A 13,229-nucleotide genomic window follows, 5' to 3' on the forward strand; every position below is an offset into this window, starting at 1 on the left:
GCATGACCACATCCCATTCGTTATAAAAAACCTAAATGGAACCGGTTCCAAAGAGAAGGGGCAGACCGTGAAATTATGATCATGCTCACGAAGTGAGCCATAAAAGGGGAAGTTAGCGCAGCGGCTGGCTGGAGCCGCGCACGATCAGCTCGCCGGAGAAGAGCTGTTCGCTGATCGATTGCTCGCTGCCTTCGATGCGTGCAATGACTTGTTCCAGCGCGGCGTAGCCAATCTGCCAGGTGGGCTGTTTTAACGTGGTGATGCCGACGCCCGCCAGCGCCGCCCATTCCAGTTCGTCAAAGCCCAGCAGGCCAATCGCTTCGCCCCAGCGCAGCTCAAGACGCTGAAGCGCGCGCGCCACTTGCAAGGTCAGCGCGCCGTTGGCGGCAATCACCGCACAGCGTTTATCTGCATGGCGCTGCTGGAACTCGCGCAGCTGTTTTTCCAGCGCGTCGGGCTGATGAAGCGCCACTTCGGCATTCTCTGCCGCAATCTGTGGCGCGCTGTTCACCGTGTCGTAGAAGGCGCGCAGACGTTCGCGGCGCGTGTTGACGCTGCCGAGCGGCTCGCTGAGGAACAGCAGGGCTTGATAGCCGTTATCCAGCAAATGTTGGGTCGCAACAGTGGAAGCTTCAACGTTGTTGAGCCCCACCATATCGCAGGCGAAATCGGGGATTTTTCGGTCAATCAACACCATCGGCAGCATCGACTGTTGCAGGCGATTGAGGACTTCTTCATGCATGCCCACGGCATTCACCACAATGCCTTCTACCTGATAGCTGCTCAGCAATTGCAGGTAATGCTGTTCGAGATCGACTTCGTTGTTGGTGTTACACATCAGCAGGGTAAAACCCTGTGCACGACACGCCGCTTCGATGCCGCTCAGCACGTCTACCGAGTAAGGATTGGTAATGTCGGCAATGATCAGGCCGATCAATCGCGTGCGGCCGCGTTTCAGTCCACGCGCCATCTGGCTGGGACGATAGTTGAGTTCGGCGATGGCCTGTTCGATACGGGCTTTGAGATCGGGCGAGAGCAGATTCACTTCGCCATTCAGATAGCGGGAAACGCTGGTTTTACCGGTTTTTGCCGTACGGGCAACGTCACTGATTGTGGCTCGTGGCGGCCTGGTTTTCATTGCTTACACCTGCTGAAAAGAAACAGGCGAAGACTAACACAGCTCGGGCCAGGCGCAATCATTGCGCGTCAGAAGTGAGTCGCAGCACCGGTTGCCAGAGCGTTTGCAGCTCGCTCAGCGGTGCATCATCGAGCAGTTGCAGCACCATTTCGGCGATGCGCTCGCCAATGTGCTGCTGGGATGATTGCAGAATGGCATTTACCGGCTGATCGACAATCGAATCGGGCGGCAATCCATCATACACATACAGCGGAATCGCCTGCGCGCCCTTCAGGCGGGCCGCTTGCTGCAGCGCAATCGCGGCTCCTTCACCCAGCGTGCTGCAATCGGTGATGATCGCCTGCGGCGCATCGCCTTGCGCCAGCCAGGCATTGGTTTGTTGATAGCCGGATCGACGCGTGGCGGGCAACGCCGCCATCAGGGATTGATCGACCGGCGCTTGATGCTGAATCAACGCATCAATAAATCCCTGGCGGCGATCGAGGATGTACGTTGCCGATTCGTTACTGCCGAGATAAGCCAGACGCAGCCATCCTTGTTGCAGGCAGTGTTCTGCCGCGAGAAAGGTACCGGCGTGATTATCGTAATCTATCCACGCGTAGGGCTGTGGCAGCTCGCTGCGACCGAGCGTCAGGAAGCGGAAACCTTTCTGCTGTAATCGTTGCAAACGCGCATCCTGCGGCATGGTGTGGGTTAAAATCAGGGCATCAATGGCGCCGCTGCGCAGCATGCGAATCAGCTTGCGTTGCAGCTCCTGCGGTTTATCGGGTAGCAACAGCAGATCAATATCGTGCTGCGAGAGACGTTGATCCAGCGTCAGTAGCATTTGGCTGTAGTAGCTGTCATTGAGCGAGGCGTGGCTGATGGGAAAGAGCAGACCAACCGCATTGGCGCGTCCGGTTTTCAGGCGGCGGGCCGCATCGTTGGGGCGATAACCGCGCGCCTGCGCTTCATCTTCAATGCGTTTGCGTGTGACGGCCGCTACATCGTCATAGCCATTTAGCGCCCGGCTCACGGTAGTAACAGAGAGGCCAAGGGTAGCGGCGATGGCTTTCAGTGACATGATAGCGTCCCATTGATCAATTTTTGATCACGCTAGCATAAAGGAAAAGGCGGCTCTATCAGTTACGAATTTTTTAGCTTTTTCTGACAAAGATGGCGTCAAAAGTGGCGAAAAAGAGTGATAAAAGCCGACCTGCTCACGCAGTCGGCTCTACTTTTAGCTCAGCGGGCTGAGGGTGATCTCAACGCGACGGTTCTGTGCTTTACCGTCTTCGGTGCTGTTGCTGGCGACCGGATTATCCGGGCCTAAACCCTGTGTGCGCAGACGATTTTGCGCCACGCCCTGCAGAATCAGACCGCTGGCGACGCTGTCAGCACGCTGCTGTGACAGGCGCATATTCAGCGCGCGCGTGCCGGTGCTGTCGGTGTAGCCCACCACATTTACGGCGGTTTTTGGATACTCTTTCAGCACCATCGCGACGCCGGTCAGGGTGTTGGCGCCCGCCGGTTTCAGGTTGCTGCTGTTAGAATCAAAGGTGACGTTATTTGGCATGTTGAGCACGATGTTGTCGCCCTGACGCGTCACGCTGACGCCGGTGCCACGCATTTTGTCGCGCAGTTTCGCTTCCTGTACATCCATGTAATAACCTGCGCCGCCGCCCAGTGCAGCACCGGATGCCGCGCCAATCAGCGCGCCTTTACCGCGATCTTTCTTCGACGACGACAGCACGCCCACGCCCGCGCCAAGCACCGCGCCTAAGCCGGCACCGATGCCCGATTTGCCTGCCTGCGATTCGCCGGTATACGGATTGGTGGTACAACCCGACAGCGCGAGGCTGCCGCTCAGTAACAAGGTCAGCGCCAAAATACGCTTATTCATGAAAAATCCCTCACAGATTTAAACGGGGAAAAGCCCCAAAACGGCACTATTATGCCGTTCAATTATGGGGAAATGCGTGAGGGTCAGTCTTAATTTGTAAACTTTTGCTTTAAAGATTATCAGGATGGCAGAAACAGCTGGTTTGATGGTCGTTAATTAAGCCGCAGGCCTGTAGAAATGAGTGGCAGGTTGTGGGGCCGACGAATTTAAAACCACGCTTCTTAAGCGCTTTCGACAGCGCAATGGCGGGCTCGGAAGTGGTTGGCGCGTCTTTGTAATTCGCGTAACGGTGCAAAATCGGCGTATGGTCGACAAAAGACCAGATAAAGCGCGAAAAGTTTTCTCCGGTGGCCTCCAGCGCCAGCAATGCGCGCGCATTGTTGATAATCGCTTCCAGCTTGCCGCGATGGCGAATCAGTCCCGCATTTTGCATCAGACGTTCCATGTCGCTTTCATCCATCAACGCCACGGCATCAGGATCGAATTCATGGAATGCGCGGCGGTAATTTTCGCGTTTTTTCAGCACGGTAATCCATGAAAGTCCCGCCTGTTGGCCTTCCAGACAAACCATTTCAAATAAGACTCGCTTATCGGTCTGCGGCACGCCCCACTCTTTATCGTGGTACGCCAGATACAGTGGATCCTCAGTTACCCAGCCACAACGTTGCATTGCATCACTCCCTTAGCATATGAAATAGCGATAGTTCCCTTGACGTATGGCAAATTCGATTAATAGTTATACAACGGGCGCCGATATAGATCTTATAAAACTTAAACGCCCATCTCTTCCCGGCTCGTCAGGAGTCCTTCATGTTGCAGAAAAGTCAGCGGACAGGCCAGCACAAAATTGCGCTGGCTTTTAGCGGTTGGTGGCTATTATTTCTGGCCGGGAATGCCTATGCCTTTGATCAGTCGAGCCAGAATCGCGCGCCCGATTACAACGCAATACTTGCTGAAAAAATTTCCAGTAATCATCTGATGTTGACAGAAAATCCCGATGCCAACCTGTTTGACGCTGCGCTCAATTCGCCGAACGACTACGCGATGGTGATGCACAGTGAAACCGCCAGCGTCGGTGCCGCGCCCTTTGTGAATCGCTATTCGGCCGGTTGGTCGATGCCGATGAGTGAAGCGGTGAGCACCGGGCCGGTGGCGCAGTTTGCGGTGGATGATTCGACTTTGAGCTGTCCGAAGTGCGAACGCGTAGATAGCAATAATGCTGAACACATTGCCTCGCTGGGCTGGCGTGTGGATTCCAGCTTTGGCTGGATATCGCCGTGGGCGCAGGTGAGCTATAGCCACCTGGTGAATGAAGAGCTGCCTTCGCCCACCCGTGAACACGCTGATGACATGAACGGCCGGGAAAACAATTGGGTGGATGTCAGCGTCGGCGCCAATATGCCGCTCGGGCAAAATATGGCGGCCTTTGCTTCCTTCGCGCAAACCGGTGCGGTGAGCAGCGGTGAGCAGTTCATCTACAGCCTTGGCGTCAGCGCCAGCTTCTAAATCGCGCGCGATCCGCCGCGCTAAAACAGTTACACTGAGCGTATTACGTCGGGCTGAATTAACCGCCCGGCGCACCATGCTGGTTAACGTCAGGTTTCTTCATGTCAGTCAAAATCTTATCTTCAACGTTGGTGGGGCTGGATGGCTTCTGCCATGACCCGCTCGCCGTGCTGCAGCAGGCCGATAACGGCACGCTGGCGGTGCTGCATAACAATACGCCGGCGTTTTATGCGCTTACGCCGCAGCGTCTGGCGCAGCTGCTGGCGCTAGAAGCCGCCGCGCAGCAGCCCAATGATGTCACGCTGGATGAGAGTCTGTTTCAGACCGAAAGCGCGCCGATCGCCACACCGGTTGGCAAGTTCGCGATGTATGAAGGCTGGCAGCCGGACAGCGATTTTCAGCGTCAGGCCGCCATCTGGGGCGTGGCGTTGAGTGAAGCCGTTACTGCCGCCGAGCTGGCCACGTTTGTGGCGTACTGGCAGGCAGAAGGCCGTTTGTTCCATCATGTGCAGTGGCAGCAAAAGTTAGCGCGCAGCGTGCAGATGAATCGCGCCGCCAATGGCGGGCAGCCAAAGCGCGATCTCACGCAAATCAGCAATACTGATTACGATATTCCCGATGGATTCCGAGGTGAGTAATGAAAACGCCGAACGATCTTTTTAGCCGCCTGAAAAAGATGATGCCGTCCGAAGTGCAGCCGAAATTCAAAAACGGCGCGGAGCTGCTGGCCTGGAATCAGGAGCAGGGCCGTTTGCGCTCGGAAGCGATTGTGCGGGAAAACCGCGCGATGAAAATGCAGCGCATCATGGGGCGCTCGGGCATCCGCGAGCTGCACATGAACTGCTCGTTCGACAACTATCGCGTGGAAAATGATGGGCAGCGTAAAGCGCTGGCGATGGCGCGCGAATACGCCGCCGGATTTGAAAATAGCATCTCCAGCTTTGTTTTCTCCGGTCGTCCCGGCACCGGTAAAAACCACCTTGCAGCGGCGATTGGTAACGATCTGATTATTCGCGGTAAAAGCGTGCTGATTGTCACCGTCGCCGATTTGATGTCGAGCATGAAAGGCACTTTCAGCGGCGGCAGCGATTTAACCGAAGAGCGTCTGCTGCACGATCTCAGCCATGTGGATCTGCTGGTGATCGATGAGATCGGCATGCAGAGCGAATCGCGCTATGAAAAAGTGATCATCAACCAGATCGTCGATCGCCGCTCATCGTCGAAACGCCCGACCGGCATGTTATCGAACCTCGATCCGGCGGGCATGAATTCGCTGCTGGGTGAACGTGTGATGGATCGTATGCGCCTCGGCAACAGCTTGTGGGTGCGCTTTGACTGGGAAAGTTATCGCAGCCGTGTGCGCGGTGATGAGTATTGAGGAGTGCTATGAAAGCAGCCGGTAAAGGTCCAGCACTACTTCGTCTGAATAACCTGAAGCGGGTGATGACGCAACTGCGTACCACCCGCATCACCTCCCGCCAGGATCTGGCATTAGCGCTCGAGCTGAGCAAAAACACCGTTTCGCTGATTGTCGATGATTTGCTGGAAGCCGGGCTGATCAATGAGCTCGGCCCGGTTAGCGTCGCTTCAGCCGGCCGTCCTAAAATCGAAATCTCACTGCGCGCGGAAAAGCTGAAAAGTGCGGGCATCATGGTGGAGCGCCAGGCGATTCACTGGCGCGTGTGTGACTACTACTCGCAGGTAATAGCTGAGCAAACCTGGCGTACGGAAACCAGCGATCCCGAGCAGCTGCTGCATGAGCTGGTGGAAGTGTGTCAGACCTTGCATGCGGCGCATCCAGAACTGCTCGGCGTAGCGATTGGCTTCCCTGGCATCATCGATCCCCATCGTGGCTGGGTGCATTTTTCCGCCCATCTTGGCTGGCAGAATGTGGATGTAATGACCATTCTCAGCCACGAGATGCCGCTGCCGTTGCGCATCATGAATAACGTCAAAGCCGCCGCGCTGCTTTCGGTGCAGCAACTCGAACTGAATAAGTCGCAAAGCCATTTCTATCTGCGTATCTCTGAAGGATTGGGCGGTGCGCTGGTGGAACAGGGTGAAGTGTTTACCGGCAGTAGCTGGACGGCGGGCGAGATCGGCCATCTTACGGTGCAACCCAATGGCGAACGTTGTAGCTGCGGACGCTTAGGTTGTCTGGAAACGCTGGTGAGCAAACCGGCCATTCAGCAGCAGCTGGCAAAACGCAAACCGGGCTTGCGTTGGCAGAATGGCGATAGCGAGCCGGAAATCCTGAAAGAGGTGATGACGCAGGCAGGCACCCATTTGGGCAATGCATTGAGTCAGGTGATGCAGCTGGTGAATCCGGCCAGCATCATTATTGATGGGCCGTGGAATGCGCAGCCGGCGTTTGTGCAGGCGGTGCAACAGGCGGCGCAGGCCGGTACGCTTGCCTTTACCTTCGCCCATACCGCGCTGCATTTCCTGCCGCTGCGTATTGATCCGGCCAACGGCTTAGCGCTGGCGGTGATTGAGCAGTACGAACGCCCCAGCCAATAGGGCGCCATCAATGATCTCGTAGGGTCGCCATTCATGGCGACCAGGTGCGCATAAATGCGCACCCTTATCAATTAATGCCGTGGAATATCAAACGACTCGCTCGCTTTCGCAGTGGACGTCGTCTCCGGCAACTCTGCTTCGACGTTAAATTTACGCAGCACCAGCGCATGAATCTTCTCAAGCGACACGCCGGCGGTTTCTGGCAGATAACGGAAGGTGAAGAAGTACATTCCCAGCGAGAAGATCGCGAACAGCAACAGCGGGAAGCCACCGTGGAACATATCCAGCAGCATCGGGCTGCTGTTCATGATCGGGAAGGTGCTGCTGATAACAAAGTTGGCCATCGACATCGCGCAGATGGAAATCCCCACGCAAATCGAACGGATCTCAGTTGGGAACACTTCGCCCAGCACCGTCCAGACGATCTGGCCCCACGTCATACCGAAGAAAATCATGTATGCGAACAGGCCAATCACCGCCAGCATGCCCGGCAAGTGGTAATAGAAGGCGATGAACGAGTAGGTCAGGCACACGCAGGAGGTGATGGCACCCAGCAGTAGCAGCTTACGACGACCAACTTTATCGATCAGCATCATCCCCGCCAGCACGCCAATGAACTGACAAATCGACAGCCAGAAGGTTTGCAGCAGCGCTGAGTCCGTGCTGCCCGCGACGTTTTTCAGCAAGGTTGGCCCAAAGTACTGAATCACGTTGATGCCGCTGATCTGGTTACCCACCGCCAAACCGATACCAACAATCAGCAATGGAATGGTGGTTTTATCCAGACGCAGACGCGATTTGTGCTGCTGCGCGGTTTTATCAGAAAACGAATGTTTGATCTCGTTGAACACGCTCTCAGCATGCTCGCGGTTTGAGATTTTGGTCAGCGTATCCAGCGCTTCATCGTACTTGCCTTTCAGCACGTTCCAGCGCGGCGATTCCGGGATAAAGGCGATGAACAGGATAAACAGCGCGCACGGCACCAGCGCCGTGGCGAGGATGTAGCGCCAGCCCATATTGATCATCACGTCAGGCAAGGTGGATTTGGTGATAAAGTAGTTGGTCAGCAACACCACCGATTGTCCGCCGACGCAGCACACCGCATACAGCGCGGTGGTACGGCCACGAAACTTAGAAGGCGACAGCTCGGCCAGATAGATAGGCGAAATCACCGACGCCAGACCAATCGCCAATCCACCAATCATGCGGAAAATGACGAATACGGTGAAGTTATGCGCCAGCGCCGTCCCGATCACCGAAACGGTAAACAGCAGAGCGGTGATGGCGAGGGATTTTTTGCGTCCCAGTTTGTCGCTGAGGCGCGGTGCCATGAAGCAGCCGATCAAACTGCCGAGCAGGATATTGGAAACGGCCCAGCCGGTTTCAGCGGGCGATAACTGGAAATATTCACTTAAGGGTTCGATTGCACCGGAGATAATTGAAGAGTCATATCCCATCAGCAGACCGCCGAATGCCGCGACAGTACAGCAGAGAATGACATACTTCATGTTGTAGCGTTTTTGCCTGGTATCCATTGTTATAGCCCCTTGTCTCTACGGCCTGAACGTTGCTTGTTCAGAAAGAGGGTGGTGTAGGTTTAGATGTTCAACTTTTATTCACGCGAGGTCTTCGTGTTGGAATATATGTTCTAAATGATGGTTTTTGGATCATTTTTTCCGAAAAGTGTGAAGAGGGTTGCGAAAATTGCTGAATAAGTCGTCAGGGGCATGTTTATAGCCTAATGAAATGATAGGTTTTTCATCAATTCACTTTGTAAGGACATTGCAAATTTTGCTTTTTATTGGAATTTTCATTCTGTTATGCGGGCTGATTCGCCGATTTTATTTCACCGTTCAGAGCGCACGGGCGCGTTTCATTTTTTAACAGGCAACGGGCATAATACGTTGATTCTCAGCCCCTCTTTGCGGACGCCGTAATGAAAACGCAGCGCATCACTCTGGACGATATTGCTACCCTGGCGGGCGTCACCAAAATGACGGTAAGTCGCTATCTGCGCACGCCGGAAAAGGTCAAAACGGAAACGGCGGAGAAGATCGCCAGCGTGATTGCCGAAATTGGCTACGTCGCGGATACCGATAATGTCGCGGCGACCAAACAGAACCCACCGCGTATCGGCGTGTTAATTCCTTCCTTTAATAATCAAATCTTTGCCGATCTGCTGGCGGGCATTGAATCGGTGACCAGCGCGCACGGCTATCAAACGCTGGTGGTCAATTACGACTACAACGCCCAGCGTGAAGAGGAGCAGATCGCCACGGTTTTAGCCTTTAACATCAAAGGGCTGATCCTGACCGAATCAGTGCACACCGTGCGCGCGGAAAAATATCTTAATGCTGCCAACATTCCGGTGGCAGAAGTGATGGGATTGACCGAAGCGCGCGGGCGCATCAATGTTGGCTTCGACAACTATCGCGCCGGCTACGATATGACGGCGATGCTGCTGGCCAGCGGCAAACAGCGTGTTATCTACTTTGGTTCGATGTCCGATCGTCGTGATGAGCAGCGTTACGCCGGTTATCGCGATGCGGTTGAAGCGGCCGGTTTGCCTGCAGGGCGGATTGTGCCAAACAAGGTATCATCGGTATCGATTGGTACCGGCATGATGACGCTGGCGCGCCAACTCTATCCGGAGATGGATGCGATTCTCTGCACCAATGATGATCTGGCGGTCGGCGTACTGCAGGAGTGTCAGGCGGCGCGCATTGCCGTGCCGCAAGCGATGGCGATTGCCGGTTTTCACGGGCTGGAGATCGGCCAGGCAACCACGCCACGCTTAGCCAGCGTGATCACGCCGCGCTTTGAGATGGGAAAAGTGGCGACGGAGATCATCCTGAAAAAGATCAACCAGCAGCCCACCATCGAGCAGGTCGACCTGCATTATCGCCTCTCAATGGGTGCGACTATTTAAACATCACATCCGCTTTCGCCAGTATTAAGGAATGTTCTATGCCACGCGATAATCGCTTGTCCCGCTCGTTGCACGCACTGATTCATCTGGATCGGCACGTGAAACGCGCCACTTCCGAAACGATGGCCAAAATGTTGGGCACCAATCCGGTGGTGGTACGCAGGATGATGTCTGGCCTGCGTGAGAAAGGTTATGTGGCGTCAGAAAAAGGGCACGGCGGCGGCTGGGAGCTGCGTGTGGCGTTGACGGAAATTTCGCTGCTGGATGTTTATCAGGCAATCGGCGCACCAGCGCTGTTCAGCATCGGTCCCGCTGCGGAGCCTTCGCCTTGCCTGGTTGAGCATGCGGTGGATGCACAGCTCGATCAAACACTTAGCGAAGCGGAAGCGCTGTTGTTGCAGCGCTTTAGCCAAATTACCGTCGCCGATATCAGCGACGATTATTTAAGTAAAATGACCAAACTTGGGCTTCCGTCCGATACCTTCCCTAAATGCAGTGAATAACCGATTTTCCCCGGTTATTCATCACATCGGTTAATCCTGTTTCTGTAAGGTGATCTGCGCTTCATGCTTCATGACGTGCGTAGTAATGGCCGCCTGAAAAACCTTGAACATCAATCCATTAATAAAGGTTGTGAGCGTAAGGGTAATAAACGCGGTCATCAGCCAGTCAACGATTGCCATCCCGCTGTGTAATAAATCCGGGTGATAAACCACCATGCCAAAAAATACTACCCAATGGCTCATACAATAGAAGCAGTGGAACAAGTGACCTAATAACGCGTTCTTTTTCGCGGTCCAGGCGCGTAGTCCTGCGAACAGCTCTGTTTGGGTAATGGTCATGGAAATACTGGCCGATGCCAGTGCGATCGCCAGGCATAGCGACAGGTCGGACATGAGTAAGCTGCTCATAGATTTTCCTTTTCATCTCAAAGTATCATTTCATGTAACTAACAATATTACATGATGCGTGCTGCTGCAAGATGCCGAAGAATCCGGTCTATCAGACAGGATAAAATTGGCGAGTTATCGTTATTTATTGGCTTTTGACCATCACATAGCCAGCGAGCGACTTTCTATAATGCTTGCCACTTGCCGGATATCCGTCCGGTTTTCATTTCGACATCAGGAGGAAAGATGGATATGCACGCCGCCTTTATGCAGCAACTGATGCTCTGGATTGAGGACAATATTGAGCAGAAACTCATTCTGGAAACCGTGGCGCGACGCGCCGGGTATTCGCAGTGGCATCTGCAGCGGCTGTTTCGCAGTTACACCGGCGTAGCGCTCGGCACCTATATTCGCGAGCGCAAGTTAACGGTTTCGGTGATCGCGCTGTTGAACAGCAACATGCCGCTGATGGATATCGCCATTAAATATGGCTTCGACTCGCAGCAAACTTATTGCCGCACCTTCCGCCGCATGTTCGATCTGCCGCCCGGCGCGTTTCGTCGTAAATATCAGCACACTTTGCCGGAGATAGATGGACCTGCTAGCTTGCTTTTTTTGCATCCGCAGAGTCGGCTGGCGGCGTAAAGTATTTGCCTGGCGTTGAGCCAAACGCGCTGCTAAAAGCGCTGATATAGCTGCTAACGCTATCGAATCCGACCTGCCATGCAACTTGCTGCACACTTTTGCCCGCCGCTAATCCTTCCAGTGATTTGAGTAAACGTGAAACCTGGCGATAGCGCGTTAAACTCATGCCGACTGCAATGGCCCAATGGCGGCTTAAACTGCGCGGGCTGAGTCCGGCCCAGCGCGCCAGTTCTGGCCCGGTGCGCGTATCGGAGGGATCGTCCATCAACAGGCGTGCAATCTGCAGTAAGCGCGGTTCCGTCGGCAACGGTAACGTCAGCGGATGTTCAGTCGATTCATACAATTCATCCAGAAACACCTCGCTCAGGCGATTGTAGCGCGCGCTGCCCCAGTGATCGGGCGACAAGGTTGCCAGCCTTTCCGCCAGCGGCTCCAGCACCGAGGGGCAGGAAAGCAGGACCGGATGATCTGGCAACGGCGCTGCCAGCGCGTCGTCAACCAATACCGTCCAGCCAAGCACCGGGCCCGGCCCAATGATCGCATGTTCAAAGTAGGGCGGAATCCAGCCCACCAGTCGCGGCGGATTGGCGAAAATACCGGACGGCGTTTTCACCGTCATCAATCCCTGTTTCAAACAGAAGAGCTGCCCGGCGGCGTGGCGATGGGTGAAGGTTTCACGATCCAGCTGTTTCGCTAACGCCGCGGCAATCACTTTCGGCGCATCCGGCTCCAGCAGGCGCTGACGCAGCTCAGCCTGGCGCGGATTGCCCGAGAAAGTCAGAGTATCGGTTGGATGGATTAACATGCCAGGCTCCACAATGCGATGAATGAGCAAAGTGGCGGAGATTGGTGGGGAAGTAAAGCGTGGGCGCGTATAAGTTGAGGCGCGAAAGGACGGGATGCGGCTCAGTGGCGATCATTTCAATTTTTTAGGGCTTGGTTGCCACTGCAGCAAACCGGCAATGTTCTTTTCACCTTCTGACTCTTTCAAACGACGCTGTTGCTCGGCAAATTCACCGTATTCAGCCTGCGCTTTTTCATCGGCCATTTTCTTACTGATTGAACCCGCGCCTTGCAGCACATCGCGATCGTTAAATTGCAGAAATTGATCGAGTTTGCTCTGCCAATCGCGAAGAAAAACCTGCTGGCGACGGCGCGCCTGGTCTTCGGCAAAATCCAGCCACATTGTGACCACGCGATTGAGCTCGCTCACTTTGTCCTGAACCAGATAATTTTTAGCCTCGATGACATCGCTTCTGCGCACCTCTTCACTTTTGAAACTGGTCAAACCCATGTGAGGTTGGCTGGCGTCAGCGCGCAAATGAATCAGCTCGGCAGCGGTATAAACGGTACCGGCAACGTGCACCGATGGCGAGGATCATTGGCAGGCTAAAGTATTGAACCTGATAATTTTTCCATCGCTGGCAGTTGTTCGGTAAAACCGAACAACTGAATTTTCCAGCAGTTCACCCTCTTCGAAGATGTTTTTGATATGTCCGCTGATGGTCGCTTTCGCTTTATCAAATAGCTCACATATCATTGCCTGATAAAGCCACAGTGTTTCGTTTTCGAAGCGACATTCAACCCGCACTTTCCCATCACCGCTCGCAAACATGACAAATTCGCCTGCTGGTGATGGTGTGGATTGTTCCTCTGACATGTCGCCTCCGCTCTTATAGGATCTGCTGCACAGTATGCCAGAGAGACGCAATGAAGCTC

The 13,229-nt window shown here is 54.5% G+C and carries 14 protein-coding genes and 1 pseudogene; 7 read left to right on the forward strand and 8 right to left on the reverse strand.

Annotated features, from left to right (window positions below; genetic code table 11):
• Positions 1–112 precede the first annotated feature (112 nt).
• From NR302_RS00175 to NR302_RS00190, 4 genes are all read right to left on the reverse strand, one after another.
• Positions 113–1,138: a LacI family DNA-binding transcriptional regulator gene (locus NR302_RS00175; protein WP_154195029.1), complete on the reverse strand. Its 1,026-nt coding sequence runs from the start codon at positions 1,136–1,138 to the stop codon at positions 113–115.
• Positions 1,139–1,196: 58 nt separating this feature from the next.
• Positions 1,197–2,201 carry a LacI family DNA-binding transcriptional regulator gene (locus tag NR302_RS00180; RefSeq protein ID WP_258144254.1) on the reverse strand — a complete coding sequence of 335 codons (1,005 nt, stop codon included), beginning with the start codon at positions 2,199–2,201 and terminating at the stop codon, positions 1,197–1,199.
• A gap of 156 nt (positions 2,202–2,357) precedes the next feature.
• Entirely contained in the window at positions 2,358–3,020 is a 663-nt protein-coding gene (locus NR302_RS00185; RefSeq protein WP_008105270.1) for an OmpA family lipoprotein, read from the reverse strand.
• Between the two features lie 109 nt (positions 3,021–3,129).
• Positions 3,130–3,690: a DNA-3-methyladenine glycosylase I gene (locus NR302_RS00190; RefSeq protein WP_258144255.1), complete on the reverse strand. Its 561-nt coding sequence runs from the start codon at positions 3,688–3,690 to the stop codon at positions 3,130–3,132.
• 140 nt (positions 3,691–3,830) lie between these two features.
• On the opposite strand from NR302_RS00190, the gene NR302_RS00195 reads away from it, so the two are divergent.
• The 4 genes from NR302_RS00195 to NR302_RS00210 all read left to right on the forward strand — a co-directional run bounded on the left by NR302_RS00195 (position 3,831) and on the right by NR302_RS00210 (position 7,046).
• Positions 3,831–4,526, forward strand: a complete 696-nt coding sequence (locus tag NR302_RS00195; protein ID WP_258144256.1) for an autotransporter — start codon at positions 3,831–3,833, stop codon at positions 4,524–4,526.
• A gap of 101 nt (positions 4,527–4,627) precedes the next feature.
• On the forward strand, positions 4,628–5,164 hold the full coding sequence (gene dnaT, locus NR302_RS00200) for a primosomal protein DnaT (RefSeq protein ID WP_179452895.1): 537 nt from the start codon (positions 4,628–4,630) through the stop codon (positions 5,162–5,164).
• Positions 5,164–5,904, forward strand: coding sequence for a DNA replication protein DnaC (dnaC, locus tag NR302_RS00205; protein ID WP_007893471.1), 741 nt, complete (start codon positions 5,164–5,166; stop codon positions 5,902–5,904). Before dnaT ends, dnaC begins: the two co-directional genes overlap by 1 nt.
• Before the next feature lie 8 nt (positions 5,905–5,912).
• Positions 5,913–7,046 (forward strand): ROK family protein, encoded by a 1,134-nt coding sequence (locus NR302_RS00210; protein WP_061720017.1) that lies wholly within the window; start codon positions 5,913–5,915, stop codon positions 7,044–7,046.
• 71 nt (positions 7,047–7,117) lie between these two features.
• On the opposite strand, the gene NR302_RS00215 is transcribed toward NR302_RS00210, so the two are convergent.
• Positions 7,118–8,581: a sugar porter family MFS transporter gene (locus NR302_RS00215; RefSeq protein WP_154195039.1), complete on the reverse strand. Its 1,464-nt coding sequence runs from the start codon at positions 8,579–8,581 to the stop codon at positions 7,118–7,120.
• A 401-nt stretch (positions 8,582–8,982) separates the two neighbouring features.
• Here NR302_RS00215 and NR302_RS00220 point away from each other — a divergent pair, with 401 nt between their 5' ends.
• Together NR302_RS00220 and NR302_RS00225 are read left to right on the forward strand one after the other, a co-directional pair.
• Positions 8,983–9,975, forward strand: a complete 993-nt coding sequence (locus tag NR302_RS00220; RefSeq protein ID WP_061720021.1) for a LacI family DNA-binding transcriptional regulator — start codon at positions 8,983–8,985, stop codon at positions 9,973–9,975.
• 38 nt (positions 9,976–10,013) lie between these two features.
• The gene (locus NR302_RS00225; protein WP_258144257.1) at positions 10,014–10,478 is read left to right on the forward strand and encodes an Rrf2 family transcriptional regulator; all 465 of its coding nucleotides are present in this window, start codon (positions 10,014–10,016) and stop codon (positions 10,476–10,478) included.
• A gap of 30 nt (positions 10,479–10,508) precedes the next feature.
• On the opposite strand, the gene NR302_RS00230 is transcribed toward NR302_RS00225, so the two are convergent.
• The gene (locus NR302_RS00230) at positions 10,509–10,886 is read right to left on the reverse strand and encodes a DUF1360 domain-containing protein (RefSeq protein WP_258144258.1); all 378 of its coding nucleotides are present in this window, start codon (positions 10,884–10,886) and stop codon (positions 10,509–10,511) included.
• A 225-nt stretch (positions 10,887–11,111) separates the two neighbouring features.
• Here NR302_RS00230 and NR302_RS00235 point away from each other — a divergent pair, with 225 nt between their 5' ends.
• A complete protein-coding gene (locus NR302_RS00235; protein WP_258144259.1) occupies positions 11,112–11,510 on the forward strand; it encodes a helix-turn-helix domain-containing protein in 399 nt (132 codons plus the stop codon).
• Here the strand turns inward: NR302_RS00235 and NR302_RS00240 are convergent.
• Entirely contained in the window at positions 11,467–12,315 is an 849-nt protein-coding gene (locus NR302_RS00240; RefSeq protein WP_258144260.1) for an AraC family transcriptional regulator, read from the reverse strand. The two genes, NR302_RS00235 and NR302_RS00240, sit on opposite strands and share 44 nt — an antisense overlap.
• A gap of 111 nt (positions 12,316–12,426) precedes the next feature.
• Positions 12,427–13,170, reverse strand: a pseudogene (gene rhuM, locus NR302_RS00245) (RhuM family protein).
• Positions 13,171–13,229: the final 59 nt, after the last annotated feature.

This window comes from Pantoea sp. SOD02, assembly GCF_024707505.1.
In the GTDB taxonomy this organism is placed as follows: Bacteria; Pseudomonadota; Gammaproteobacteria; order Enterobacterales; family Enterobacteriaceae; genus Pantoea; species Pantoea symbiotica.